The following is a 25,599-nucleotide window of genomic DNA, read 5'->3' on the forward strand; positions in this document are numbered from 1 at the left end:
CGTCAGCGATGGGGCTCAGCCCGCCGCCTGCTGCTTTCCGTCGTTCAGCGAGGCGCAACGGCGGATTGCCTCCGACAGTGCCTCCGGCGCGCTGGGCTTCGGGCACACCATGGCACGCGGATAGCGCTCGCGCAGGTCGGCATCGTCGGCATGGCCGGAGTGAAAGATCAGCGGCACGCCGGCGGCATGAAGCCGGTCCGCCGCCGGAAACACCGTCCCGTCGGCCAGCCGCACGTCAAGCACCGCAGCGGCGAAGGCGGCGTTGCGGCGCTCCACCGCTTCCTGCGCCTCGACCAGCGTCATGCACGGCCCCTCGACCACGAAACCGGCGGCCTCGATCGTCGCCTGGACATCGAGCGCGATGAAGAGCTCGTCCTCGACGAGCAGCACCGGATCAGTCACGCAGCATCACGCTGGCGGGCAGGCGGATTTCCAGCCGGAACCGGCCGTCGGCAACCCCGGAGGTCATTGTGCCGCGCAGCTGCCGGACGCTGGTTTCGACGAGCACCGATCCGAACCCCCGCTTGCCCGGCTGATGATCGTTCACGTCCTTCGCATCCTCGGCCCATGTCAGCACGATCCCATCATCCCCGACCTGCCATTGCACGTGCAGGCCCCGTTCCCCTTCGCTGCCCAGCGCCCCGTACTTGATCGAATTGGTCGCCCACTCGTGGAGAATGAGCGCCAAGGGCGACAGACAGCTTCGATCGAGTGCAACGACCGGACCGTCGATTTCGATCCGCGCATGGTCGCGATAGGGGGCCAGCGTGGTGGCGACGATATCGTCCAACCCGACGGCATGCGGCTGTCCGGCGGGCGATGCCAGCGAATGCGCCGATCCCAGCGCAGCGATGCGGCGGCGGATATCGTCGGCGAAGGTGCGCAGATCGTCGTGCGAGCGCGAGGCGATGGTGATCATCCCCGCGATCACCGCGAAGAGGTTCTTCACGCGGTGGTTCATCTCGCGCAGCATCAGCTCGCGCGTTTCGGCCAGCGCATATTCGGGCGTCACGTCGATCGACACGCCGACCAGCCGGCGCGGCGCGCTGCCGGCGACGACCCGGCCGAATCCCTTGACCCAGCGGGTCTGCCCGTCGCTCCGACATACGCGGAAGGTCGCTTCGTAATCGCCGCTCCGCTCGATCGCGCGGCGCAACGCCGCTTCCACCTTCGGCAGGTCCTCGGCATCGATCCGCCCGAGCAGCGCGTCGATGCTCGCCTCGGCATCCGTTGCCACTTCGAACAGCTGGCGCTCGGCCTGGTCGAGCACCAGTTCGCCATTTTCCGGGCAATATTCCCAGACGCCGATGCCCGCCGCCTTGATCGCGAGGTCGAGCCGCTCGCGTTCGGCCGCCAGCTGCCGTTCGAGCGACAGCGCGTCGGTGATGTCGGTCAGCACCAATGTCGCGCCATCCACCTCGCCGCTCTGCGTGCGATAGGGGAGCACCCGCATCGAAAAGATATGCTGCCCGTCGACGGTGTGGACCCGCCGCTGCACCGGCGACGCGCCGCCAGCAACCGCGCGCGCATCCTCCAGATGGCCGGCATCCTGCAACCGGTTGGCGACGTCGGTCAGCGGGCGGCCGCGGTCGGTGGGTTTCAGCGGGAAGATGCGCGTGGCGGCATCGGTGTAGCTGCGCACCTTCAGATCGGCATCGAGCACCACGACCGCCAGTTCGGTCGATTCATAGAAATTGCGCAAGTCGGAATTGGCGACGGTCAGCTGGTCGACCTTGCTCTTCAGCTCGTCATTGACCGTCGACAATTCCTCGTTCGTCGATTGAAGCTCCTCGTTCATCGACATCATTTCTTCGTTGGAGCTTTTCAGCTCCTCGTTCGCCGTCTCCAGCTCCTCGATTGCCGAGCGCAGCCGGTGGCGGGTCAGCCGCAGCTCGTCCTCCAGCGATTCCAGATGATCGTCGCTCGGCTCCAGGTCCTGCAACTCGCCCGGATCGGACGGCACGAACGGCCCGGTGTCGCGGAACACGAACAGCAAGGTGCCATCGCCCAGCGGATCGCAGATCACCTCGACCGGCTGCGTGCCGTAATCGGCCTCCACCGACACGTCGCGCGCGATCACCCGGCGGCGTTCGTCGCGCGCCTGGCGCAGCAACGGGCCGATGACGTTGCGCAGGCCGGCGCGCGCCAGGTTGACCGCGCTGCTGCCCCCGGTCCGCGTCACCGGAAATTCGAAATAGCGGCTGAGCTTGCCATAGGCCGAGATGATGCCGCCGTCCTGATCGACGATCAGGCTGGGCGGGGCATAGCGTTCCACCATCCGCCGGGTGGCGAGCGATTCGCTGCCGAGCGACGCCGTGTCGCCGCGGCTGTCGCGTTCGCGCCGCGGCACGGGCTGGCGCTGGCTGCCGGGCAGGTCGATCGGATAATTGGGCGCACCGGGTCCACGTTCGAACAGCCGCGCCTGCTGGTCGACCGGCTCGAACAGATGCTCGAACCGCCCGACGCTTTCCGACGGCCCCAGGAACAGGAAGCCGCCGGGCCGCAGCGCATAATGGAGCAGCGGCACGACCGCCTGTTGCAACCGGTCGTCGAAATAGATCAGCAGGTTGCGACACGACACCAGGTCGATCCGCGAAAAGGGCGGGTCCTTGACCAGGCTGTGGCTGGAAAAGCGGATCATGTCGCGGATCGATGCCGCGATGGTGAAGCGCTCCGCATGCGGCACGGTATAGCGTTCGCGTAAGGCCGGCGGGATGTCGGCCATCGCAGCGGCGGGATAGCTGCCCTCGCGCGCGATCGACAGCATCTGTTCGTCGATATCGGTGGCGAAAATCTGCACCGCCAGCGGCGATCCCGATTTGCGCGCGGCCTCCGCGAACAGCATCGCGATGGTATAGGCTTCCTCGCCGCTCGAACAGCCGGGCACCCACACGCGGATATCCTCGTCCGGCGCGCGGTCCGCCATCAGCGGGTCGATCACCCGCATGCGCAGCGTTTCGAACGCATCGGGGTCGCGGAAGAAACGGGTGACGTTGATCAGCAGGTCGCGGAACAGCGCCTCGCATTCGGCGGCATCGCTGCGGATGCGCGCCAGATAGGCCCGGCCGGTATCGATGCCCAGCACATGCATCCGCCGCTCAACCCGGCGCACCAGCGTCGAGCGCTTGTAGCCCGAAAAATCATGGCCGATGGCGGTGCGCAGTACCCGGCACATCTCGTCGACATGATCGGCGACGACATTCGCTTCCGGTTGCAGCGGTTCGGACCCCCGCCGGCGAAAGAACGCCTGAAGGCAATGGAGGCTTTCGCCGGCCGGCTTGACGAAATCGATCAGGCCGGTGCCGACCGCCGACAAGGGCATCCCGTCATAGCGCGCGCTCTCGGGCTGCTGCACGACGCAGACGCCGCCATTTTCCTTGATCGCGCGCAGGCCCGTGGTGCCGTCGGCGCCGGTGCCCGACAGGATGACGCAGGCGGCGTTGGACTGCTGGTCGCCAGCCAGCGACAGGAAGAAATCGTCGATCGGCCGGTGCATGCCGCGGGGTTGCTGGAAATCGGTCAGTTCCAGCACGCCGTCGCGAATGGCAAGGCCACGGCCGGGCGGGATGATATAGACGGTATCGGCCTCGATCCGCTCTCCGCCCGAACTTTGCAGCACGTTCAGCGCGGTGTTGCGGTCGAGCAGCTGCGCCAGCATGCTTTCATGGTTGGGGTCGAGATGCTGGACGATGACGAAGGCGAGGCAGGTCGGCAGGCTGGCCGGGGCGAGCATTTCGCGCAGCGCCTCCAGCCCGCCGGCCGATGCGCCGATCCCGACCACCGGCACCCCGGCCGGGCGGTGCGAACGCGCGTCGACCTTGGCACTCACGACGTCATGCATCGGGGGGGGACTCCAGGCCGGCCAGCATCATCTTCGCCTGTGCCACGATCGCCGCACTGTTGGCGATGGTCAGCAACGTACCCTCCACCACGATCCCAGCATCGCTGGCGATCGGCACCAGCCGGCCGAGCGTGGCGGTCAGCTGCTCGTCATATTCCGCCAGCATTTCGGGCTGCGACCGGCTCACGTCGAACTGCGACGCGAAGATATAGCTGGCCTTGCCGTCGATCGAGCGCAGCCGCGACATGTAGAGCAGGTTGACGAACGGCGTCCCGTCCTTGCGGAAATTGACGATCGGCGTCCGCACATTGGGCTGGGACGGCCGCGTCAGGAATTCGCGCAGCCGGGCGCGCGGTTCGACATTCGCCGCATCGCGCTGCAACAGCCGGCAATTGCGCCCGACCACGTCCTCGGGCTCGTAGCCGGTCAGGCGGCTGAACGCCGGGCTGACCAGCACCAGATGATTGTCACCCTCGGCCGAGGCCAGCGCGAGCGCGACCCGCGACTGTTCAAAATATTCGCGAAGCGCTTTGGGCAGTTCCGACGACACGCACATTCCGATCGACAAGGGAAAAGCTCGATTAGCCGCAAAACTCGTCCGGTAACAGCCCGCCCTCACCTATTGATTGGCGGTGGCATCGAGACGTTTCGCGCGGGCGTATCACAATAGTACATCGTCCATCCGCCACTTGCGCCGAACCGATGGCGCCGAATGGCGCATCGGCGCGTTACATGGGACGGGCAGTTTATTCCCGACGTCGATTGAGCTATCAGGAAAGCCGCGCGTGCGCGAAATTCCGGTGCTCACCGGCATTTCGCGGCCATCGCCATTGCAGGATATGTCGTTTCCAATGTCCGACCTACACTCCGTCGAACCCCGGCCGCTTGACCGCGATCTCGCGTTTCTTGCCGGGGGCGGCGACTGTGCGGGGCTGATCGCTGCGCTCGACTGGAACGCGACGCCGCTGGGGCCGATCGCCCACTGGCCGCAGTCGCTGAAGACCGCGACCGCGATGCTGCTGCGGTCGCCGGTGCCGATCGTGATGCTGTGGGGCGAAGACGGCGTCATGTTGTACAACGACGCCTATTCGGTCTTTGCCGGCGGGCGCCATCCGCAACTGCTGGGATCGAACGTGCGCGAGGGGTGGCCCGAGGTCGCCGACTTCAACGATCATGTGATGCGCGTCGGACTGGCGGGCGGCACGCTCCGCTATCAGGATCAGGAGCTGACGCTCCACCGCCATGGCCGGCCCGAACAGGTCTGGATGGACCTCGACTATTCGCCGGTGCTCGACGAACGCGGCGAGCCGGCCGGCGTCATCTGCATCCTTGCCGAGACGACCGACCGGGTCACCAACACGCGGCGGACGCAGTTCCTGCTGTCGCTGGCCGATGCGCTGCGTCCGCTGACGACGCGCAACGACATCATGGCACTGGCGGCCGAGCGGCTGGGGAAATGGCTGAACGCCAACCGCGCCTTCTATGCCGAAATCAGCAGCGACATGGTGATGCGGATCGATTGCGATTATTGCGACGGGGTGCAGTCGCTCGCCGGTGCGCATTCGCTCGCCTCGTTCGGCTCCGGCCTGCTCGACGCCTATCGCACCGGCGCGCCGGTGGTGGTGCCCGACATCCCCGGCAACATGCAGCTGTGCGAGGCGACGCGTGCCGCGCTCGCCGAGCGGCGGGTCGCGGCGTTCATCGACGTGCTGCTGTTCGACGAGACCGAATGGGTCGGCGTGCTTGCCGTGCAGTCGGCCACCCCGCGCGCCTGGACCCCGGCCGAGGAGAGCCTGGTCCAGGAGGTCGGCGAACGGGTCAAGAACGCGGTCGAGCGCGCGCGGGCCGAAGAAGATCTGCGCCGGCTGAACGAAACGCTCGAGGAACAGGTCGCAACCCGGTCCGCCGAGCGCGACCGGCTGTGGAACCTGTCGCAGGACATGCTGGCGCGCGCCGGCTATGACGGGATGATGTCGGCGGTCAGCCCGGCCTGGTCGCGGGTCCTGGGCTGGAGCGAGGCCGAACTGCTCTCGCGCGGCTATGCGCGCTTCATGCATCCGGAGGACGAGCCGCACACGCTGGCCGCGATCGCGCAGATGGCGGCGACGCATCGCCCCAACCGTTTCGAGAACCGCATCGCGACCAGTACGGGCGAATGGAAGCATGTCGAATGGACCGTCGCGCCGGAAGCGGATGGCCAGAATTTCGTCGCGGTCGGCCGCGACCTGACCGAAGCGAAGGAGCGCGAGGCCGATCTGGAAATTGCGCGCGAGGCGCTGCGTCAGAGCCAGAAGATGGAGGCGATGGGCAGCCTGACCGGCGGCGTCGCACATGACTTCAACAATCTGCTGACCCCGATCATCGGTTCGCTCGACATGCTGGTGCGCAAGAATGTCGGCACCGAACGCGAACGCCGCCTGATCGAGGGCGCGCTGCAATCGGCCGAACGCGCCAAGATGCTGGTCCAGCGACTGCTGGCCTTCGCCCGGCGCCAGCCGCTGCAACCGACCGGCGTCGACGTGGCTCGGGTGATCGACAGCATGACCGGACTGATCGCCTCGACCCTCGGGCCGACCATCGTGGTCGAGGTCAGGCTGGACGAACTGCCCCCGGCCCATGCCGATCTCAACCAGCTGGAAATGGCGCTGCTGAACCTCGCGGTGAACGCGCGCGATGCGATGCCCGAAGGCGGCACGCTGACCATCGCCGCGTCCCGGCGCACGATCCGGCCGGGCGACGTCCCCGGCCTCGCCCGCGGGCACTATGTCCGCCTGAGCGTCGGTGACACCGGTTGCGGCATGGACGAGGCGACCGCCCGCCGCGCGATCGAGCCGTTCTTCTCGACCAAGGGCATCGGCAAGGGCACCGGCCTCGGCCTGTCGATGGTCCACGGCCTGACCGCGCAGCTGGGCGGCGGGCTGACCATCGACAGCGCACCGGGCAAGGGCACCACGCTCAGCCTGTGGCTGCCGGTCAGCTCGGTCGTGCCGAGCGACGAGGAACGCCCCGCCGACCCGCAGCCCGCCCCGACCCGGCTCGGCACCGCGTTGCTGATCGACGACGAGGATCTGGTGCGGATGAGCACCGCGCACATGCTCGCCGACCTTAGCTACAATGTCGTCGAAGCCGCCTCGGCCGAAGAGGCGCTGACCATGCTCGACGCCGGCCTCACCCCGGACGTGCTGATCACCGACCATCTGATGCCGGGCATGAGCGGCGCCGATCTCGCCCGCCGGCTGAAGCGGACCCATCCGACGCTGCCAGTGCTGATCGTGTCGGGCTATGCCGACGAAGACGGGATCGATGCCGATGTTCCCCGGCTGACCAAGCCGTTCCGCAATGCCGAGCTCGAACTGAGCCTCGTCGCGCTGACGACGCCGGCGATCATCGTCGAACCGGCTCAGTCGCTCGGTGCGGGGCGGGTGACGATATAGGCGGCACAACCGCCCATTACCGCCGCGACGAGCACCGCCAGACCGACCCCGGGGCGCGCGCCGAACAGGAACAGCGCATAGCCGATCGCGATGCCGCTACAGGCCATCCCCTTGGCCCGGCGCCCGATCGCCCCGTCGCGCCGCCACGCCACCAGCGTCGGTCCGAAGCGCGGATGGCCGAGCAGCCACGCCTCCAGCCGCGGCGACCCGCGCGCGAAGCATCCCGCCGCCACGATCAGGAAGATCGTCGTCGGCATGACCGGCAGCAGCGCGCCGATGAACCCCAGCGCGACGAACAGCCAGCCGAGCGCGATCCAGCCCCACCGCGACAGGCGGCTGCGAACGGACACGGGCGGGTGCGGCGGCATGACCGCCACCCTATCGCGCTCCGCCCGCCGCCGATACCGGTTTTGCGAGCGCGACGCAGCATCGTCAGCGAAACATTGCGTCTCGCGTCCTCCGCGACGAAGATGCCGGCATGACCGACCTGCTCGTCCGCCTGTACGACCTGCCCGATGTGCAGCACCGTCCACAACTTGCCGAACACGGCGTCAATATCCGCCGGGCAATGTCCGCCGAACGCCATGTCGTACTGGCATGGGTCGCGGAAACGTTCGGTCCGGCTTGGCGGAGCGAGGCGGCGCGCGCCTTCATCCGGCCGGTCACGACGCTGTGGATCGCGGTTCGGGGCGATGCCGTGATCGGTTTCGCGGCCTATGACTGTTCGATGCGCGGCTTTTTCGGTCCGACCGGTGTCGATCCGGCGGCACGCGGATGGGGTGTCGGCGAAGCGTTGCTGTTCGCCACCCTGCACGACATGCGCGCGATGGAATATGGCTATGCGATCATCGGCGGTATCGGGCCGGAAGCCTTTTATCGACGGTGGCTGGACGTGAGCGTCATTCCGGGATCGCAGCATGGCATCTATCGCGGGATGCTGCACTCTCCCGGCGATGCGCCGCCGGACGAGGACGACTGATCCGGGCTGATCCAAACTCGGCGTTGTCCGACCTTGGTGACCTGCGTTCAGCGTCTGCGGCCGCGATTGGCACAGGCGGGTGGAACCGTTCGTGCCGAGTAGGGACTGAGCGTGTCGAAGGCCCATATCGAAGCACTTGGGCCGGCCCTTCGATACGCCGCTTCGACAAGCGCAGCGGCTGTTCACGACGATCGGTTCCGCCGGACAGCATCCCGCTTCACCTTGCGCCGTGCCGCGGCCAGTTCCGCCTCGAACGCCGCACGCTGTTCTGCCACCATGCGCGGCAGCAGGCCGGGATCGACAAAGGCATCCACCCGCCCCGCCCTGCGCCGTGCACCGCGCGCGATCACATCGGCGAACTCGGGATGGCCCGGCAGGACGATGTCCGCACGCATCGTCGCCAGCTTGGCAAAGGTGCGGCGGAAGTCGCCGACGATCCCCGGATAGCCGCGATTGCCGATCAGCTTGTTGCCCGCCACGGTGATGCTGCACGGAAATAGCACCCGGCGCAGCTTGCCTCCGTCGCGCGCGACCATCGACCAGCTGGTGCAGCCCGGCGTATGCCCCGGTGTCAGATGCGCGGTCAGCGCGACCTCGCCCAGCCGCACGACCTCGCCGTCGCCGATCACCCGGTCGACCTGGATCGCAGGATAGCGGGTTGGACGATAGGTCACGTCGCTCTGTCCGGTGCCGTGTTCCAGTGCCCAGCGATCCCCGGCACTCGCCAGAAACCGCGCGCCGGTATCGCGCTTGATCCGGGCGATCGCGCCGACATGATCGTTATGGGCATGGTTGCTGACGATCAGCTTCACCCGGTTCAACGGCACACCGACCCGCCGGATACTACGTTCGATCAGCGCCGCATTCTGTTCCAGCGTCCCGTCCAGCAGGATCGCCCCGTCGCGCGACACGATCAGATAGGCCGACAGCCCCTTGGTCCCGACATAATAGAGATTGTCGGCGATGCGGAACGGTTCGGTCGGCGTCGACCATTCGGGCGGGTCGGCGGCCAGAACGGGACCGGCCGCCACCATCGCCGCCAACGCCAGCCATCCCCGAACGAGCTTATGGTATCGCATTGTGTCCATCCCCTTGCCCATGCTTCGCTACGGGGAATTGACCGCAAATACACGCACCGACAAAGGATCATATCTCGGTTCGATCCTTAGGAAATCTCGGCATCCATGGCGCGTGCACCGGTTCCGCTCAATGCCCTGCGCGCGTTCGAAGCGTCCGCGCGGCATCTGTCGTTCACCCGCGCCGCGGACGAATTGTGCGTGACGCAGGCGGCGGTCAGCCATCAGATCAAGGCGCTGGAGGCGCGGCTGGGCGTCACGCTGTTCCGTCGCTCTAATCGCGGGCTGCTGCTGACCGACGAAGGGATGGCGCTGGCCCCCACGCTGATCGACTCGTTCGGCGCGATCGATCGGCTGTTCGACCGGTTCGATACCGGCGGCGTGGCCGAGGTGCTGACGGTCAGCGCGGTCGGCACCTTCGCGGTCGGCGCGCTGCTCGAACGGTTGCCGGCCTTTCGTGCCGCCTGTCCGGGGATCGACCTGCGGCTGTTGACCAACAACAACCAGGTCGATCTGGTGGCCGAGGGTCTCGACTATGCGATCCGCTTCGGTGACGGCGCATGGCATGGCGTGGCGGCGGACGTGATCTGCCCTGCGCCGCTCACCCCGCTCTGCGCGCCGGTCGTCGCGCGGACGCTGCGCGAACCCGGCGACCTGCTGCGCACGACGCTGCTGCGCTCCTATCGGTCGCAGGACTGGCCGGCATGGTTCGCGGCGGCGGGGCTGGAGGTCGGCGCGCTGCACGGGCCGCTGTTCGATTCCTCGCTGGTGATGGTGCAGGCGGCGATGCTTGGCAACGGCGTCGCGCTGGCCCCCGCGGCCATGTTCCGGCGAGAGTTGGACAGCGGACGCATTGTCCAGCCTTTTGCGATCGAGGCGGCGGTCGACAGCTATTGGCTGACCCGGCTGAAATCACGACCGACCGGGCGTGCGATGCAGCAATTCCGGCGCTGGCTGCTCGATGAATTTGCGCGGGAACGCGGCGACGAATCGAAATAGTCGGACGGCGGGACAACGCTCGGTTCTACGGACGATTCGCGACAATCCGGCGACAGGAACATGGTTTCCGCGCGTTTACGTTCGATTATTTTATCGTTTCGGCCGTGGATTGATCGGACGCCACGAACGGTTCGTCGCCGATGAACGGTGCAAACGTTGACAGTTTGCCGCGCCGGCCCGAAGGACGTCCCGGTTTTCAGCCGGTCCGGCCATCCGCCCTTTCCAAAGAAGCGGAAGTCGCACGGCGAGACGTGGGGGATCCCGACGGCCGCTTCTTTTGTCCGCGTTTCTGCGGCCGATGGCGGGCACCCTCGCGCACAAAAGATGCGTTGGAATGAATAAGCGTTGGTCCGTATTGGTGTTGTGGAGCCTGACGGCGGCAAGCGGCGTAGCGAGCGCCCATGTCGCGATGAACACGGATCCCGAACTCCCGGTCGTACAGCAACCGGCACCGATCGCCCCCGCTTCCACTCCCGTTACCTTTGCCGCCGCGACCCCGGTCGTGCAGCCCCTCCCCACCGAAGCAGCCGACGTCGCCACCGACGACGCTGACGTCGATACCGCCGATCTCGACAAGTCCGAGATCGAATGTGTCGCCAAGGTCGTCGTGCACGAAGCCGGCAACCAGCCGCACAAGGGCCAGCTGGCCGTCGCCCAAGTCATTCGCGCCCGCATGAAGAGCGGCCGCTTCGCCCCCAGCGCGTGCGGCGTCGTCAAGCAGCGCGGCCAGTTCTTCAACGTCGATGCATACAATCCGCCGCGCAACAACGGCCGCTGGAACACCGCCGTCGACATCGCCAAGCGCACGCTGGCCGGCAAGGGCGAAGACGTCGCCCCGGGCGCGCTGTTCTTCCACTCGGCCGGTGCTTCCTTCCCGAAGCGCACCCGCGTCGCGCAGATCGCCGACCACACCTTCTACCGCTGACACGCTCCTGGCATCCGCCAGGACCTCCGCAACGCCCGCGCCGAGCCATGCTCCCGCGGGCGTTGCCGTTGGTGGGTCGACACTCTTCCGCCACCTCCGCAAACCCGTTCGGTTCGAGCAGCTTCGAGCCTGTCGAGAAGCGTCCGTCGAGAACCCTGAGTTTGGGGCAGCCCTTCTCGACTACGGTTCTCGACAGGCTCGAACCTGCGCTCGAAGCAAACGGAAGCGGACGGTAACTACCGCGCGCTCCCATCCTCACCCGGCTGCTCACCCCCGAACCGCGCTGCCTGCGCCGCTTCCCACCGGCTCCGCACCGCAGCCCGCGGCGCATCGAACCCCAGCCGCTCGGTCAACCCCGCCCATGCCGCGATCGGCGCCCGCAACGGCTCGGTATAGGGCGACGGCGGCAGCTCGTCGAACCACGCCGCGATCGCATGCGCGTTGAACAGCGCCAAGAACAGCGTCGCGGTCACGATGATCGTCGACATCCATGCGAAGGGCCGTACGACATCGACCGGATCGGGCGCGACCAGCACCGGCGACCCGACCTCTACGATCTCCCCCTGTTCGGCACCCGTGGTCATCGGCGGCTCCCGCTCAGAACTGGTAATAGATGAACGGCGCGACCCCTTCGGGCCGCATCGCGTCGACGATCAGGATCAGCACGCCCAGCGCCAGCCCGATGATCGGCGCGGCATGGTGGCGGACCCGCACCGCCAGCCCCTGCAGGATGCCGGCCGGCACGGCATGGATGGCAAGGCCCAGCACGACCAGCGCCAGCGACAGCGGCGTGACCAGCGTATTGCGCCAATCGCCGGCGAACAGCTGCCCCAGATAGGCGAACGCCTCCCCCTCGCCCTGCGCACGGAAGAAGATCCAGCCGAGCACGACGATGTGGAACGTCAGCAGGATACCGGCCCAGCGCGGCGCCGTGGGCAGCCCGGCGGGGCGATGCCGCGCCCAGAACCGCTCGATCGCCAGCCAGCCGCCATGCAGCGCGCCCCAGATCACGAACGCCCAGCTCGCGCCATGCCACAACCCGCCCAGCAGCATCGTCAGGAACAGGTTGATATAGGTCCGCACCGGCCCCTTCCGGCTGCCGCCCAGCGGGATGTAGAGATAGTCGCGCAGCCAGCTCGACAGGCTGATATGCCACCGCCGCCAGAAATCCTGCAGCGAGGCGGCGCGGTACGGCTGGTCGAAATTGCGCGGGAAAGTGTAGCCCAGCAGCGCCGCCAGCCCGATCGCCATGTCGGAATAGGCGGAAAAGTCGCAATAAATCTGCACCGCATAGCCATAGGCGCCGATCAGCAGGTCGAAGCTCGACCGGCTGGCCGGATCGAAGAACGCCGGATCGACCAGCGCGCCGGCCAGCTGCGACGCGATCACCGCCTTCTTGAACAGCCCCCACAGGATCAGCAGCAGCGCCGCCGCGACCGTCCCACGATCGATCGTCGGCACGCGGCGGAACTGCGGCAGCAGGTCCGCGCCGCGCACGATCGGCCCGGCGACCAGATGCGGGAAGAACGACATCAGCAGCGTCAGGTCGAGCAGGTTCGCCGCCGGGATGCGCCGCCGATGGACATCGACCAGATAGGAGATCGCCTGAAAGGTGAAGAACGACACCCCGACCGGCAACACCACCTGCAACAGCGGCAGGTCGCGCGCGGATCCGAGCGGAGTCAGCAGCGCGCTCAGCTGTTCGAGGAAGAAGCCGGCATATTTGAAATAGCCGAGCACGCCCAGATTGGCGACCACCCCGACCGTCACCAGTGCGCGGCCGGTACGGTCGTCGTCGCTGCGCACGATCGCCTGCGCCAGCGCCCAGTTGACGAAGGCCGATACGAACAGCAGCGCGACGAACCGCGCGTCCCATGCGCCGTAGAAAAACCAGCTGGCCAGCAGCAGCGCGATCTTGCGCCATTCGTTCGACCGCCCCAGCGACCACGTCACGCAATAGACGACCAGGAAGAACAGCCCGAAGCTGAGCGTGGGAAACAGCATTTAGCGGACCGGTGCAGAAGGAGCGGTGGTCGACCAGCCGGCCTGTGGCGCGGCCCCGGCGATCCGGGTCATCGCCGCGTCGAGATCGGCCTGCAACAGCCGCGCAATCTCCGCCCCGCCGCGGCTGGTGAAATGGACGTGATCGCCCCGCATCAACGGGGTCGTCCCCTGCGTCCAGCCATCGGCGACACAGCGTCCACCCATGCGCTGCGCCCAGTCCCAATAGGCGATGCCGAACGCCCGGGCCTGTCGCCGCTGGACCGCCTGCACCGATGCGAGCGCCGCGGTCGGCCGCCATCCGCCACCGTCCGCGCATGGCGCACTGGTGCCGCTCTCGCCGCTTTGCAACCCCGGCTGCTTGGTCGCCGAATCCGGCGCGCCGATCAGCAGCATCGGCACATCGGGCGCCAGCCGCCGCAACCGAGTCAGGTCGGCACGCAGCGTCGCTTCGTATGCGCTGGCCGAGAAACCGGGCCGGAACGCCTCGTTGGTGCCATAGGCGACGACGATCAGGTCGGGGCGATAGGCCGCCAGCTCGGTCGCGACTACCCGGTCGTCGGTCCGCCCGAAATGCAGGAACTGCGCGCCGACCGTGCCGAGGTTCGACAGGATCACCCCGCCGCCCATGCGCCGTTCGGTGCTCCATGACGTAATCGTCACCGGCCCGCCGATGACCGTCGCCGACGCGATCGTCGCCTCGCCATTGCCGTCGAGCGTGCGACAGCGACTGCCCGCCTGCGCCCCGTCGAGCGACCATGCCACCACCGCCGCGCCCAGGCTCAGTTGCAGCGACCCCTGCCCCGGCCCGCTCAGCGCACAGACGGTCAGCCGGTCGAAATTGCGGCCGTTATCGGCGCTCAGCGTCACCGTCGCCCCCGGCTGCTCGCTGGTCAGGCTGTAACCGCTCAGCCCCAGCCGGATATTGCTGTTCGCGGAATAGGCCGCACCGAAGATGCCGTTGACGCTCCACCCGATCGACTGGCCGGCGGTGATGTCGCGGGTCAGATAGCCGGCATAGGGGCGACCGGGCGGCAACACGCCGCGCCCCGCCCGGCCGAAACGGGTCTGCAACGCCGTCCGCCAGCTGCCGGTGATCTGGTCGCCGGCGGTATGGCTGTCGCCGATCTGGAGGATGCGGACCGGCTCGGGCGCTTGCTTTGCACTCGCCAGCTTTTCGAGAAACGGGCGCAGCCGTTCCGCGTCGCACAGCCCGCCGATACAGGCCTGGGCGCTTGCGGCCTGCGCCAGCGCGAGGGCGAACAGCGCCGACATCAGCGCGCATCCCCGGTCGGCGTCGGCGTCGGCAGCGGCCGCCCCGCCTCACGCCGGGCACGCTCGGCATAGCGCCGCAGGTCGTCCGCTACCTTGGCGGTCAGCCGCTGATAACCGACCCCGATCATGTGCAGCCCGTCACCGGTCCGCATCAGCACCGGCTTGCCGGTCTTCAGGTCGGGCAGATAGGCATTGTACTTGCCCTCCGCGTCCAACGTCAGCGGACGGGAATCGAGGAACGGCACGCCCAGCCGGCGCATATGCTCCTCGTAAAATGCGTCCATCGCCTGCATGTCGGCATCCAGCTGCGGATCGCGCATCACCGGCAGCCCCACCCAATAGACGACCGCCCCGGTCGAACGCAGCGCCTTTACGTAGCTGTCGATGCGGTCGCCGATCACCTGTTTCCAGCCATCGCTCATCAACGGGTGGAGATGGCCGTCGGCGAACACCGCCTGATTGTCGTTGGCGCCGAAGCTGATGACGACGGCATCGACCGGTTGGGCAGCGAGCTGCTCACGCGCGCGCTTTTCGAGGTCGATCACGCGGTAGCGGGTAAATCCGGTCGCCTCCTTGGCGAATTTCAGCACCTCGAAGCCGTCGTCCTTGGGCAGCTGCCGATAGAGCGCGTCCCAGATGCCGTTGCCGAAACTGTCGCCGAACACGCCGACGCGCAGCACCCCGTCGCGCTTCACCCGGTTGATGACTTGGCGGTCGATCGGCCCGTCGACGGTGCGCGCGGCAACGGCGGGCGCAGCCGGCGTTGCCGGCGCTGCGTCGGTCCCGGTCGAGGATGCGCCGGGCGCGACCGGCGGATTCGGCGACGCGACCGGCGCGGGCGGGTCCGGCAGCGCGATCCGGCCGTCGCCCGCAAAGGACAGGCCGACCACGAACCCGGCGATCAGGCCCAGGACCAGGACCGCCATCCGGTCCCCCAGCCACCACAGCCTGGATTCCGTCGCTCGATTGGCAGCAGTCACGTACCTATACCCGTTCACATCTGGGGTGGCCCGCGGACGCGCGGGCGGATCATGCTTGCGGGTAACTGTTCGCGCGGTGCGGGGCAAGACGTCGGCCATATGGCGTGCGCCACGCCGTCGCACCGGCATGACGGACCGCGGCGGACGCCCGACGGCGACGGCGGCACCAGGCGCCCGAGGGGTTCGCAAATTGCGATATAACGCAGTCGGTTACGGGAAACCGTCCGGTCACCGCACCGCCCTATCCTGTCGATCGGGAGGAGTGCAGCATGGTCGTATCGATCGGCTTCCGCGTATCGGACTACAGCGCAACGACGGCCGCCGGCCCCGTTCGAACGGGCGAGAGTGGCAACGGCGCCATCCCCCTGCGATCGTTACGTAAATTGCGCAGGATGCGTCCGCTCCGGCGCGTCGCGGCCGACCGGCGCGGTGCCGCGCTCATCGAACTGGCCCTGGCGCTGCCGGTCCTCATGGTCTTCCTGTTCGGCATTATCAGCGGCGGCAGCTGGCTGGCGATGTCGCATGTCGTGCAGGAAAGCGCGAACGAAGGCGCCCGTGCGGCGCTCGCCGGGATCACGCCGGCCGAGCGCGTGACGTTGGGGACCGGCGCCGCGCTGCAAACCCTGTCGCGCAGCTACGGCATCCGCAGCACCGACGTGTCCGTCCGCATCGACGATGACGGCCGGCTGCTGACCGTCCGCGTCGCCTATGACGGATCGGCCAACCCGTTGCTCAAGCTGCCGATCATGCCCGCCGCGACGACCATGATCCAGCGACAGGCCAGCGTCGTGCTGGCAGGATTCTGACGATGGTCGTCCGGGCTATGCGGCGCCTGGTCAAGGCGCGGGAGGGCAATGTCGCGCTGATGCTGGCCGGCGGGCTGACGATGCTGACCGGCACGGCGGTGCTGGGGGTGGATACCGCCAGCCTGTATCTGGAAAAGCGCCGGTTGCAGGGCGCGGCCGATGCCGCCGCGCTGGCGGCCGCCGGCGACCTGTCCAACGGCACGGCACGGGCACAGGCGGCGGTATCGCTGTCGCCCGACAACGGCACGCGGCTGACGGTGATGACCCCCGGCCGCTTTACCCGCGACGAACGGCTGGCGGTCGATGCCCGCTTCCTCGCCAACGGCACGCCGGGCAATGCGGCGCAGGTCGCACTGGAAAGCCGCATTCAGCCGGTCTTCGCCCGCGTGTTCGGCTATCGCGACGTCACCATCGAAGCCCGCGCCACCGCCGCGCGCATCGACCTCGCCGCATTTTCGCTCGGGACGCGTCTTGCATCGGTGCAGGGCGGCCTGCCCGGCGCGCTGCTGTCGCAACTGGCGGGCAGCGAATTGTCGCTGTCGGTCATGGATTACAATGCGCTGGTGTCGGGGCAGGTCGATCTGCTCAAGACCGCCGAACTGCTGCGAACCACCGGCGGCGTGCGCGCCGACACGTTCAACGACGTGCTGGCGACCGATATCGCCCTGCCGAAACTGGTGACGGCGATGGCCGGGTCGACGACCAGCAGCGCCGCGGCCCAGCTATTGCGCTCCATCGCCGGCAAATTGCCCAATCGCACGGTCCGGCTCGACAGGATCATCGACCTCGGCGCGCTGGGCAGCCGCAACGTCGCCGACCCGCTGCGACCGGTCGAAACCGATGCCTACGCATTCCTGCGCGAAGTCCTGCAGATTTCGGGCGGCTCGCGACAGGTGCAGAGCGATATCGACCTCGGCATTCCGGGCATCGGTCAGACGCGCGTGTTTCTCCAGATTGGCGAGCGGGCGGCGAACAGCCGCTGGCTGTCGGTCGGCGAAGCGGGACAGGCGGTCGTGCGCAGCGCGCAGACCCGGCTGTGGATCGACATCGCGCTGGTGAACGCCCCGCTCAGCCTCGGGTCGGTGCGCGTGCCGATCTATGTCGAACTGGCCGAGGCGGAGGCGCGGCTGGCGCAGATCACCTGTCGCGGCGGCCCGGCGAACGCCACCGCCGCGCTGGACGTCACGCCGTCGCTCGGACGCGTCGCGATCGCCGATCTCGATCCCGCCGCATTGCCGAATTTCCAGCAGGCGGTGGCGCTGCGCCCCGCGCGCATGGTCACGCTGCCGCTGGTGTCCTTGACCGGTCTGGCGAATGTGCAGCTCGGCGGCACACAGGCGCAGCGGGTCAATTTCTCGACGAGCGAAATCAACGATCATGTCGTCAAATCGGTCTCGACAAACGACATCGCCGCCGGCGTCGCCAGCAGCCTGCTGCGCACCATCGATATCCGCGCCAATGTGCTTGGGCTGGGCGTGTCGGCCGGCCTGTTGACCAGCACGCTCGGCAATACGTTGAGCGCGGTCGCGCCCGCGCTGGACCTGGTGGTGGGACAGGTGACCGCGCTGGCCGGGGTGCATGTCGGCCAGGCGGACGTACAGATCGACGGCGTGCGCTGCGGCACGCCGGTGCTGGTCGGCTGATCCTATCGCCGGGTCAGCAGCACGATCGCGCCTTCATTGCCATAGACGCCGCGCAGTTCGGCGATCGTCACCCGCACCGCGACCGTCGCGCCGTCGTTCGACAACAGCACGCTGTCGATGGTGCGCGCGCCCTCGCCGCTCAATACCTTGTCCAGCGCCTCGCGGAACGCGACGCGGTGGGCGACGGGGACCAGGTCGGCGATGGCGACATGGTGCAGCCGCTCTTCGGACAGGTGCACCATCTCGCAAAAGGTCGGCTCCGCCCGGTCGATATGGCCGCGCGTGTTGAGGCAGACATAACCGATCCCGTCATGTACCCCGATCGCCTCGCGCAGCGACTGACGCACATCGGCCAGCCGGTGCCGCTTCATGTCCTCGGTGATGTCGTGGAACAGGATGGTGACATGGCGGGCAAAGGGATGGATATCGACCCGCACCCAGCTGTCGGGGCGAAACAGCGACGGAATTTCCGCCGATGCCGGTTCGCGGCTGGCGACCGATCGCCGGACATAGGTTTCGACCAGCAACCCGTGCAGCGTCGGTACCGCCTTGAAAACATGGTGCCCGACCAGTTCGTTTTCTTCCCGGTCCAGCTGGGCATGGGCGACATGGTTCGCGGCCAGGATGCGCATGTCGTAATCGATCAGCAGCACCCCGACCGTCAGGCAGTTGGCGAAATCCTGCAGGCTGGGCGGCGCGATCGCCGCATCGCCGTCACCTTCGTTGTCGCGCAGCGCGTTATAGTGGCGAACCGTGGTCAGCACATGGGTCGCACGGCCATGATGCGTGACGAAGATCGCTTCGTCATCCTGCATCTGGCGCAACTGACCGAAGCGGCGGGCGAAGTCGGCAGACGATACCGTCGGCTGATCGGCCTCGTTTCGCATGATCACTTCGCCGCCCGTTCCTGGCATACGCTGTCCTCCCGGTTGTCCGTTAACCCTGCCACTTCCTTCAGACCGCCATCAACGCGGCCTTTGCTCAAACTCATCAATGTAAATGGATTTATAGTGGATGGGTTTCCAAAGAAACAACCGGAACCATCGCAAAGGCGAATTTATACACTTGGCTGTTTAGTACATTTGAAACATCTAATCACGCAAACAACGGAGCAACATCTATGCGTATACTTTCGACCGTAGGCATTGTTCTGTTGTATTGTGGCATCGCATCGGCAAATCGTTCTCCTCCGCCGACCTGGGTCGCGACCTGGACCACCTCCCCGATCCGCTCGAACCCCGAACACGCACTACCTTCGCCAACTTCCGGCAACACGACCGTCCGCCAGGTCGTTCGACTGACGCTCGGCGGAGCGGCGCTGCGCGTGCGCTTCACCAACCGGTTCGGCACGACCCCGCTGCGGATCGCCGGCGCGCATGTCGCGGTCGCATCGGGCCCCGCCGCCGCCGGGATCCAGGCGGGCACCGACCGCGCGCTCCGTTTCGGTGGCCGCCCGGACGTCGAGGTTCCCGCCGGCGCGGATTTCTGGTCCGATCCGGTGCCATTTGCCGCCAAGCCCTTGTCCGACCTCGCGATTACCACCCACTTCGCCGCCCTGCCCGACCAGCAGACCGGTCATCCCGGCGCCCGGACGCGTAGCTGGATTGCCGGCGGGGATCGGCTGGCCGACACCGCCTTCGCCGATGCCAGACCGGTCGAACGCTGGTTCCAGATCGCCGCCGTCGAGGTGACCGCCGCCCCTCCGGCGCGGGCGATCGTCGCGCTCGGCGATTCGATCACCGATGGCTATGGCGTGACCGACGGGCGGCATCTGCGCTGGACCGACGATCTCGCCCGCCGCCTGTCCGCCGCCCCGCGCACGCGTCGGATCGCGGTGCTGAACCAAGGCATCGGCGGCAACTGCCTGCTGGCGGAATGCAGCGGCCCCAATGCCTTGGCGCGCTTTGACAGCGACGTGGCAAGCCAGCCCGGCGCGCGCTATGTCATCGTCCTCGAAGGGATCAACGACCTGGGCCGGCTAGGCCGCGAACGGCCGGTCTCGCCGGAGGAGCGCCAGTCTCGAGTGCAGCAGATGATCGCCGGATATGCCCAGATCGTCGCGCGGGCACGGGCGCTCAGGCTGACCGTCATCGGCGGCACGATCACGCCGTTTGTCGGCAACGACTATTACCACCCCGACGCCGCCGCCGAAGCCGCACGGCAGGCGATCAACGCCTGGATCCGCACCCCCGGCCATTTCGACGCAGTGATTGATTTCGACCGGATAGTACGCGACCCGGCGCGACCCGACCGCCTGCTGCCCGCCTATGACTCGGGCGACCACCTGCATCCCTCGATAGCGGGCTATCGGGCGATGGCGGATGCAGTTCCGCTCACCCTGTTCGCTCGCTGACGCCTTGGTTTGCGCGGGGAAGCACACCATCTGCCGCGCCTACCCCGTATCGGAGCCGTTCCATGATCGACCTGCACTACTGGCCCACGCCCAATGGCCACAAGATCACGCTGTTCCTCGAAGAAGCCGGCCTGCCCTACACCATCCACCCGGTCGATATCGGCAAGGGCGAGCAGTTCCGCCCCGAATTCCTCGCCATCGCACCGAACAACCGGATGCCCGCGATCGTCGACCATGAACCGCTGGGCGGCGGCGATCCGCTGTCGATCTTCGAATCCGGTGCGATCCTGCTCTATCTGGCGGAAAAGACCGGCCGCTTCCTGCCCGCCGACACCGCCGGACGCTATGACGCGATCCAGTGGCTGATGTGGCAGATGGGCGGCCTCGGTCCGATGGCCGGGCAGAATCATCATTTCAACATCTATGCGCCGGAGAAGATTCCCTACGCGCAGGACCGCTATATCCGCGAGACCGCGCGGCTGTACGGCGTGCTCGACAAGCGACTGGCCGACCGCGACTTCATCGCCGGCGACTATTCAATCGCCGATATGGCGGCCTATCCCTGGATCGTCCCGCACGAGGCGCAGGGACAGAAGCTGGAAGACTTCCCGAATTTGAAGCGCTGGTTCGACGCCATCGCCGCCCGCCCCGCGACGGCCGCGGCCTATGCCAAGGGCAAGGCGATCAGCGACGGTAGCAAGCCGATGACCGACGAACAGCGTCGCAACCTGTTCGGGACGCCGCCTAAAAACTGAGCCTTGCGACAAACTGCGACAAAGCCGCGGTTTGTCGACAAAGGCTGGCGACAATTACCGGCGACAAGCGGCGCATTCTCCACCGGGGGTGCGCCCCTTGTTCAAAGGTACAGTCCCATGCGTTCGTTGATTGCCGCTGCCTCGCTCGCCGGTATCGCCCTGCCCGCGATCGTCACCGCCCAGACGCCACCGCCCACGCCCCGTCCGATGGCCGACGGCGTCCTGACCCGCGAGGGAGCGCTTGCCCGCGCCGACCGCCGGTTCGACGCGCTCGACACCGACCGCGACGGCACGATCAGCGCCGCCGAGCGCGCAGCGATGCCGCAGCGCCCGCGCGGGACCGTCGATGGCACGACGCCGATGCCCGGCCGGTCTATGGGCGACCGCATGCTGGAACGCGCCGATGTCGACAAGAACGGCGTCGTCACCCGCGAGGAATTCCGCGCGGTCGCGGCGCGTGCCTTCGATCGGCAGGATGCCAACCATGACGGCCGCGTCGATGCCGCCGAACGCAAGCAATGGCGCGACCAGCGCATGGCACACCGCGGCGGTCAGCCGGCCGAGTAACCCCTGACCGGACGGCGCGGTCGCGTACCGCGCCGTCCGGCATTTCCCTTATGTCGATGGGCCGCGTAGCATGTCCGACATGGCCGATATTCCTCATTTACTGCTGGTCGACGACGAACGATCGATCCGCGAACCGCTTGCCCAATATCTGACGAAGCAGGGTTTCCGCGTCACCCAGGCGGGCGATGCGGAGGGTGCGCGGGCGCGGCTGAACGCCTATGCCATCGACCTCGCTATCCTCGACATCATGATGCCGGGCGAGGACGGGCTGTCGCTGTGCCGCCATATCCGCGAGACAAGCGAGACGCCGGTCATCCTGCTGACCGCGCGCGCGGAAGAAACCGACCGGATCGTCGGGCTGGAAATGGGCGCCGACGATTATGTCGTGAAGCCCTTTTCCCCGCGCGAACTGGCGGCACGGGTGAAGGTCGTGCTGCGGCGGACGGCTGGCGGCGCGGTCAGGCAACACGCGCCGGAGGCCGGGTCGTTCGCCTTCGCCGGATGGGTGCTCAAGACCGGTGAACGCGCGCTGGTCGATCGTGAGGGCGTGTCGGTGCCGCTGTCGACCGGGGAATATAACCTGCTGCATGCTTTGGTCACCCGCCCGCGCCAGGTGCTGACCCGCGACCAGTTGCTCGACCTGACCCAGGGGCGCGAGGCGGCGGCGTTCGATCGCGCGATCGACAATCAGGTCAGCCGGTTGCGCAAGAAGATCGAGACCGACGTCCGCAACCCGGAGATCATCAAGACGGTATGGGGCGGCGGTTATACGCTGGCGACCGAGGTGACGCGCCTGTGAAGCGGCTGTTGCCGACCAGCCTGCCCGGACAGATCGCGTTGCTGGTCGCGGTGGCGTTGTTCGTCGCGCAGGCGCTGAACTTCGGGCTGTTGCTGCGCGAACGCCGTGCCTTTCGCTTCGCCGAAATCACCCTTCCCGCCGTCACCCGGCTGATCGACGCCGCCGAACGCCGGATCGCGCCGCGGCCGGGACAGGCGAACGCAACCCCGCGCGATCGGATGCGTGGGGTGCGGCTGGTCACGGATCGCGTGCCGGCGATGCGCGGCGAGCCGGAGCGAGACGTCGAAGCGGCGATCAGGTCGGGCTTTGCCGAAGCCGGCATCCGGGTCGGCACCATCGCGGCCAATATCCGCCCGATCGACGAAGCCGAAGTCCGGGCGCGGGGTATCACTGGCCCTCGCGCCGACCGGTTGCGGCGGATGGGCGCGGTGCTGGATGCCGCGGTCGAGCTGCCGGGGCGCGGCTGGCTGGTCTCGCATACGCCGTGGCCGATGGCCGAGCGCGGGCTGTTGTGGCAGCTGCTGGCGCAGACCTTCATCCTCTACGTCATCGTGCTGCTGCCGGTATTGTGGATCGGGCGGCGTATCGCCAAGCCGCTCAGGCGACTGGCGGGGGCGGCACGCGCCTTTCATCCCGCCCGCCCGCTGCCGGCAATTGAGCCTTCCGGGCCGCAGGACGTACGGCTGCTGATCTCCGCCTTCACCGATCTGGGGCGGCGGGTGAATGCGATGGTCGACGAAAAGGACCGGATGCTGGGTGCGATCGGCCATGACCTGCGGACACCGCTGGCGGCACTCCGGGTGCGAGTCGAATCGGTCGAGGACGATACCGACCGGGCGCGAATGGTCGAGACGATCGACGAGATGAACGCGACGCTGGACGACATCCTCTCGCTGGCGCGGCTGGGGCGGCCGAGTGAGGCGGCGACCGATGTCGACGTCGCGGCGCTGGTCGACGCGGTGGTCGACGACTTCCGCGACCTCGGCCATGATGTCGACTTCGTGGAGGCGGCACGGGTGCCCCTGCACCTGCGGCCCAATCTGATGCGGCGGGCGGTGCGCAACCTGATCGAGAATGCGATCAAATATGCCGGCGCTGTCGAGGTTCGGGTGGCAACGAGCGCGCAGGCCGTGGCGATTATCGTCGCGGACCGTGGCCCCGGCATTCCGGCGGACCGGATGGCGGAGGTGTTCGATCCCTTCACCCGTCTGGAAACGTCGCGCAATCGCGATACCGGCGGGATCGGGCTGGGATTGGCGCTGGCCCGGGCGATCGTACGCGATGCGGGGGGTGAGGTCGCGCTGACGAACCGCGAGGGCGGCGGGCTGAACGCGACGATCCGGTTGCCGCGCTAGGGTCGCCGACTGCGTCAGCCCGACGTCCGCCCAACCCGTCACCCCGGGCTTGACCCGGGGTCCCGCTTCTTTTGCTACCGTCGAAAGAAAGCGGGACCCTGGGTCACGCCCGGGGTGACGGACTAAACGAAGCGCTCAGCACCACCCCGCTGGCGCGGGGCGAATGACAAGGACTCAAATCGCCCCCGGGCGATTTGAGTCCTTGTCATTCCCACTCGATCGTGCCCGGCGGCTTGCTCGTATAGTCGTAGGTGACGCGATTGATGCCCTTCACCTCGTTGATGATCCGGGTCGCCACGCGCGGCAGGAAGTCGCCCGGGAACTGGAATGCCTGCGCCGTCATGCCATCGGTCGAGGTGACCGCGCGGAGGGCAAGGACGTTGTCGTAGGTGCGGCCATCGCCCATCACGCCGACGCTGCGCACTGGCAGCAATACGGCAAATGCCTGCCAGATCGCGTCGTACAGCCCGGCGGTGCGGATTTCCTCGAGGTAGATCGCGTCCGCCTTGCGCAGGATGCCGCAGCGCTCGCGGGTCACCTCGCCCGGAATACGGATGGCGAGGCCGGGTCCGGGGAACGGGTGGCGCCCGACGAACACGTCCGGCAGCCCCAGTTCGCGACCCAGCGCCCGAACCTCGTCCTTGAACAGTTCGCGCAACGGTTCGACCAGCGCCATGTTCATGCGTTCCGGTAGGCCACCGACATTATGATGGCTCTTGATCGTCACCGACGGTCCACCGGTGAAGCTGACGCTTTCGATCACGTCGGGGTAGAGCGTACCCTGCGCGAGGAACTGCGCTCCGCCCAGCTTCTTCGCCTCGGCCTCGAACACATCGATGAAGGTCTTGCCGATGAACTTGCGCTTGGCCTCCGGATCGGTGACGCCGGCGAGGCCGTCCATGAACAGGTCCTGCGCGTCCACATGGACCAGCGGGATATTGTAGTGGCCGCGGAACAGGCTGACGACCTGCTCCGCCTCGCCCGCGCGCAGGATGCCGCCATCGACGAACACGCAGGTCAGCTGGTCGCCGATCGCTTCGTGAATCAGCAGCGCGGCGACCGACGAGTCGACCCCGCCCGACAGACCGCAAATGACCTTGCCGTCGCCGACCTGCTGACGGATCTCCGCAATCTTGGCATCGCGGAATTCGGCCATCGTCCAGTCGCCGGCAAGACCGCAGACGTGGCGGGCGAAATTGGCGATCAGCTTGCCGCCATCGGGGGTATGCACGACCTCCGGATGGAACTGCGCACCGTAATAGCGGCGCTCGTCATCGGCGACGATGGCATAGGGCGCGCCGGGGCTGGTCGCGACCGCGCGGAAGCCGGGGGCGAGTTCGGTGACCTTGTCGCCATGGCTCATCCACACCTGATGCCGTTCGGTCCTTTGCCACAGGCCGTCGAACATCGCGCAGTCGTCGCCGACCTCGATATAGGCCTCGCCGAACTCGCCCGAATTGCCCTTCTCGACCTTGCCGCCCAGCTGCGCGGTCATCACCTGCTGGCCGTAGCAGATGCCGAACACCGGGACGCCGGAGTCGAAGATCGCCTGCGGTGCGCGCGGGGAACCGTCGTCGCACACCGATGCGGGGCCACCCGACAGGATCACGCCCTTGGGCTTCATCCGTTCGAACGCGGCCTCCGCCGACTGGAACGGGGCGATTTCGGAATAGACTCCGGCCTCGCGCACGCGACGCGCGATCAGCTGCGTCACTTGGCTGCCGAAATCGACGATCAGGATGGAATCGGGGGTCTCGTTCATGCCCCCCGATAGCAGAGCGCCGCGCGGGTGCCAGCCCCGCGCGGCGTCA

General features: G+C 67.5%; 22 protein-coding genes. 11 read left to right on the forward strand and 11 right to left on the reverse strand.

Going from position 1 to position 25,599, the window contains the following annotated elements:
• Nucleotides 1-15: 15 nt before the first annotated feature.
• The 3 genes from CA237_RS02395 to CA237_RS02405 are packed head-to-tail and all read right to left on the reverse strand — an operon-like array spanning nucleotide 16 to nucleotide 4,409.
• Nucleotides 16-402 carry a response regulator gene (locus CA237_RS02395; RefSeq protein WP_126012638.1) on the reverse strand — a complete coding sequence of 129 codons (387 nt, stop codon included), beginning with the start codon at nucleotides 400-402 and terminating at the stop codon, nucleotides 16-18.
• Complete coding sequence (locus CA237_RS02400; RefSeq protein WP_277600131.1) at nucleotides 395-3,829, reverse strand: CheR family methyltransferase; 3,435 nt, start codon at nucleotides 3,827-3,829, stop codon at nucleotides 395-397. Before CA237_RS02400 ends, CA237_RS02395 begins: the two co-directional genes overlap by 8 nt.
• Nucleotides 3,830-3,833: 4 nt before the next feature.
• Nucleotides 3,834-4,409, reverse strand: a complete 576-nt coding sequence (locus CA237_RS02405; RefSeq protein ID WP_232307918.1) for a PAS domain-containing protein — start codon at nucleotides 4,407-4,409, stop codon at nucleotides 3,834-3,836.
• Between the two features lie 283 nt (nucleotides 4,410-4,692).
• Here CA237_RS02405 and CA237_RS02410 point away from each other — a divergent pair, with 283 nt between their 5' ends.
• Entirely contained in the window at nucleotides 4,693-7,275 is a 2,583-nt protein-coding gene (locus CA237_RS02410; protein ID WP_066689745.1) for a PAS domain S-box protein, read from the forward strand.
• Here CA237_RS02410 and CA237_RS02415 read toward each other — a convergent pair.
• Nucleotides 7,242-7,643, reverse strand: coding sequence for a YbaN family protein (locus CA237_RS02415; protein WP_066689595.1), 402 nt, complete (start codon nucleotides 7,641-7,643; stop codon nucleotides 7,242-7,244). The two genes, CA237_RS02410 and CA237_RS02415, sit on opposite strands and share 34 nt — an antisense overlap.
• Nucleotides 7,644-7,753: 110 nt before the next feature.
• Here CA237_RS02415 and CA237_RS02420 point away from each other — a divergent pair, with 110 nt between their 5' ends.
• Nucleotides 7,754-8,254, forward strand: coding sequence for a GNAT family N-acetyltransferase (locus tag CA237_RS02420; RefSeq protein ID WP_066689596.1), 501 nt, complete (start codon nucleotides 7,754-7,756; stop codon nucleotides 8,252-8,254).
• Nucleotides 8,255-8,436: 182 nt separating this feature from the next.
• Here the strand turns inward: CA237_RS02420 and bla are convergent, their stop codons facing one another.
• Nucleotides 8,437-9,333 carry a subclass B3 metallo-beta-lactamase gene (gene bla, locus CA237_RS02425; RefSeq protein WP_066689746.1) on the reverse strand — a complete coding sequence of 299 codons (897 nt, stop codon included), beginning with the start codon at nucleotides 9,331-9,333 and terminating at the stop codon, nucleotides 8,437-8,439.
• Nucleotides 9,334-9,438: 105 nt separating this feature from the next.
• Here bla and gcvA point away from each other — a divergent pair, with 105 nt between their 5' ends.
• Both gcvA and CA237_RS02435 read left to right on the forward strand, forming a co-directional pair.
• The gene (gene gcvA, locus CA237_RS02430; protein WP_066689597.1) at nucleotides 9,439-10,329 is read left to right on the forward strand and encodes a transcriptional regulator GcvA; all 891 of its coding nucleotides are present in this window, start codon (nucleotides 9,439-9,441) and stop codon (nucleotides 10,327-10,329) included.
• Nucleotides 10,330-10,663: 334 nt separating this feature from the next.
• Nucleotides 10,664-11,254: a cell wall hydrolase gene (locus CA237_RS02435; RefSeq protein WP_241215414.1), complete on the forward strand. Its 591-nt coding sequence runs from the start codon at nucleotides 10,664-10,666 to the stop codon at nucleotides 11,252-11,254.
• A gap of 236 nt (nucleotides 11,255-11,490) precedes the next feature.
• On the opposite strand, the gene CA237_RS02440 is transcribed toward CA237_RS02435, so the two are convergent.
• From CA237_RS02440 to CA237_RS02455, 4 genes are read right to left on the reverse strand one after another with little or no spacing between them, the layout of a single operon-like run.
• Nucleotides 11,491-11,838: a hypothetical protein gene (locus tag CA237_RS02440; RefSeq protein WP_066689599.1), complete on the reverse strand. Its 348-nt coding sequence runs from the start codon at nucleotides 11,836-11,838 to the stop codon at nucleotides 11,491-11,493.
• Nucleotides 11,839-11,851: 13 nt separating this feature from the next.
• Entirely contained in the window at nucleotides 11,852-13,258 is a 1,407-nt protein-coding gene (locus CA237_RS02445) for an MBOAT family protein (protein WP_126012644.1), read from the reverse strand.
• Nucleotides 13,259-14,530: a GDSL-type esterase/lipase family protein gene (locus CA237_RS02450; protein WP_241215415.1), complete on the reverse strand. Its 1,272-nt coding sequence runs from the start codon at nucleotides 14,528-14,530 to the stop codon at nucleotides 13,259-13,261.
• Nucleotides 14,530-15,456, reverse strand: coding sequence for a DUF459 domain-containing protein (locus tag CA237_RS02455; RefSeq protein ID WP_126012650.1), 927 nt, complete (start codon nucleotides 15,454-15,456; stop codon nucleotides 14,530-14,532). The genes CA237_RS02450 and CA237_RS02455 overlap by 1 nt, the downstream gene beginning before the upstream one ends.
• A gap of 446 nt (nucleotides 15,457-15,902) precedes the next feature.
• Here CA237_RS02455 and CA237_RS02460 point away from each other — a divergent pair, with 446 nt between their 5' ends.
• Together CA237_RS02460 and CA237_RS02465 are read left to right on the forward strand one after the other, a co-directional pair.
• A complete protein-coding gene (locus tag CA237_RS02460; protein WP_066689603.1) occupies nucleotides 15,903-16,316 on the forward strand; it encodes a TadE/TadG family type IV pilus assembly protein in 414 nt (137 codons plus the stop codon).
• A 2-nt stretch (nucleotides 16,317-16,318) separates the two neighbouring features.
• Entirely contained in the window at nucleotides 16,319-17,959 is a 1,641-nt protein-coding gene (locus tag CA237_RS02465; protein WP_126012655.1) for a pilus assembly protein TadG-related protein, read from the forward strand.
• 2 nt (nucleotides 17,960-17,961) lie between these two features.
• Here the strand turns inward: CA237_RS02465 and CA237_RS02470 are convergent, their stop codons facing one another.
• Nucleotides 17,962-18,846 carry a PAS domain-containing protein gene (locus CA237_RS02470; RefSeq protein ID WP_164523812.1) on the reverse strand — a complete coding sequence of 295 codons (885 nt, stop codon included), beginning with the start codon at nucleotides 18,844-18,846 and terminating at the stop codon, nucleotides 17,962-17,964.
• Between the two features lie 437 nt (nucleotides 18,847-19,283).
• On the opposite strand from CA237_RS02470, the gene CA237_RS02475 reads away from it, so the two are divergent.
• The 5 genes from CA237_RS02475 (at nucleotide 19,284) to CA237_RS02495 (ending at nucleotide 23,788) form a co-directional block, all read left to right on the forward strand.
• A complete protein-coding gene (locus CA237_RS02475) occupies nucleotides 19,284-20,312 on the forward strand; it encodes an SGNH/GDSL hydrolase family protein (RefSeq protein ID WP_241215416.1) in 1,029 nt (342 codons plus the stop codon).
• Between the two features lie 62 nt (nucleotides 20,313-20,374).
• Nucleotides 20,375-21,067: a glutathione binding-like protein gene (locus CA237_RS02480; RefSeq protein ID WP_066689606.1), complete on the forward strand. Its 693-nt coding sequence runs from the start codon at nucleotides 20,375-20,377 to the stop codon at nucleotides 21,065-21,067.
• A gap of 117 nt (nucleotides 21,068-21,184) precedes the next feature.
• Nucleotides 21,185-21,634, forward strand: coding sequence for an EF-hand domain-containing protein (locus CA237_RS02485; protein ID WP_066689607.1), 450 nt, complete (start codon nucleotides 21,185-21,187; stop codon nucleotides 21,632-21,634).
• A gap of 79 nt (nucleotides 21,635-21,713) precedes the next feature.
• Nucleotides 21,714-22,433, forward strand: coding sequence for a response regulator (locus tag CA237_RS02490; protein ID WP_066689608.1), 720 nt, complete (start codon nucleotides 21,714-21,716; stop codon nucleotides 22,431-22,433).
• Nucleotides 22,430-23,788, forward strand: a complete 1,359-nt coding sequence (locus CA237_RS02495) for a HAMP domain-containing sensor histidine kinase (protein ID WP_232307920.1) — start codon at nucleotides 22,430-22,432, stop codon at nucleotides 23,786-23,788. The genes CA237_RS02490 and CA237_RS02495 overlap by 4 nt, the downstream gene beginning before the upstream one ends.
• Nucleotides 23,789-23,993: 205 nt before the next feature.
• Here CA237_RS02495 and guaA read toward each other — a convergent pair whose 3' ends face one another.
• Nucleotides 23,994-25,550: a glutamine-hydrolyzing GMP synthase gene (guaA, locus tag CA237_RS02500; RefSeq protein ID WP_066689610.1), complete on the reverse strand. Its 1,557-nt coding sequence runs from the start codon at nucleotides 25,548-25,550 to the stop codon at nucleotides 23,994-23,996.
• Between the last annotated feature and the right edge of the window lie 49 nt (nucleotides 25,551-25,599).

Source organism: Sphingomonas sp. ABOLH (assembly GCF_003951715.1).
GTDB classification, from domain to species: domain Bacteria; phylum Pseudomonadota; class Alphaproteobacteria; order Sphingomonadales; family Sphingomonadaceae; genus Sphingomonas; species Sphingomonas hankookensis_A.

What these genes read in the sequence shown, in the direction of transcription:
- CA237_RS02410 (WP_066689745.1), top strand. Translation starts at nt 4,693, where the DNA reads ATGTCCGACCTACACTCCGTCGAACCCCGGCCGCTTGACCGCGATCTC.
- CA237_RS02415 (WP_066689595.1), bottom strand. Translation starts at nt 7,643, where the DNA reads ATGCCGCCGCACCCGCCCGTGTCCGTTCGCAGCCGCCTGTCGCGGTGG.
- CA237_RS02420 (WP_066689596.1), top strand. Translation starts at nt 7,754, where the DNA reads ATGACCGACCTGCTCGTCCGCCTGTACGACCTGCCCGATGTGCAGCAC.
- bla (WP_066689746.1), bottom strand. Translation starts at nt 9,333, where the DNA reads ATGCGATACCATAAGCTCGTTCGGGGATGGCTGGCGTTGGCGGCGATG.
- gcvA (WP_066689597.1), top strand. Translation starts at nt 9,439, where the DNA reads ATGGCGCGTGCACCGGTTCCGCTCAATGCCCTGCGCGCGTTCGAAGCG.
- CA237_RS02435 (WP_241215414.1), top strand. Translation starts at nt 10,664, where the DNA reads ATGAATAAGCGTTGGTCCGTATTGGTGTTGTGGAGCCTGACGGCGGCA.
- CA237_RS02440 (WP_066689599.1), bottom strand. Translation starts at nt 11,838, where the DNA reads ATGACCACGGGTGCCGAACAGGGGGAGATCGTAGAGGTCGGGTCGCCG.
- CA237_RS02445 (WP_126012644.1), bottom strand. Translation starts at nt 13,258, where the DNA reads ATGCTGTTTCCCACGCTCAGCTTCGGGCTGTTCTTCCTGGTCGTCTAT.
- CA237_RS02450 (WP_241215415.1), bottom strand. Translation starts at nt 14,530, where the DNA reads ATGTCGGCGCTGTTCGCCCTCGCGCTGGCGCAGGCCGCAAGCGCCCAG.
- CA237_RS02455 (WP_126012650.1), bottom strand. Translation starts at nt 15,456, where the DNA reads ATGGCGGTCCTGGTCCTGGGCCTGATCGCCGGGTTCGTGGTCGGCCTG.
- CA237_RS02460 (WP_066689603.1), top strand. Translation starts at nt 15,903, where the DNA reads ATGCGTCCGCTCCGGCGCGTCGCGGCCGACCGGCGCGGTGCCGCGCTC.
- CA237_RS02465 (WP_126012655.1), top strand. Translation starts at nt 16,319, where the DNA reads ATGGTCGTCCGGGCTATGCGGCGCCTGGTCAAGGCGCGGGAGGGCAAT.
- CA237_RS02470 (WP_164523812.1), bottom strand. Translation starts at nt 18,846, where the DNA reads ATGCGAAACGAGGCCGATCAGCCGACGGTATCGTCTGCCGACTTCGCC.
- CA237_RS02480 (WP_066689606.1), top strand. Translation starts at nt 20,375, where the DNA reads ATGATCGACCTGCACTACTGGCCCACGCCCAATGGCCACAAGATCACG.
- CA237_RS02485 (WP_066689607.1), top strand. Translation starts at nt 21,185, where the DNA reads ATGCGTTCGTTGATTGCCGCTGCCTCGCTCGCCGGTATCGCCCTGCCC.
- CA237_RS02490 (WP_066689608.1), top strand. Translation starts at nt 21,714, where the DNA reads ATGGCCGATATTCCTCATTTACTGCTGGTCGACGACGAACGATCGATC.
- guaA (WP_066689610.1), bottom strand. Translation starts at nt 25,550, where the DNA reads ATGAACGAGACCCCCGATTCCATCCTGATCGTCGATTTCGGCAGCCAA.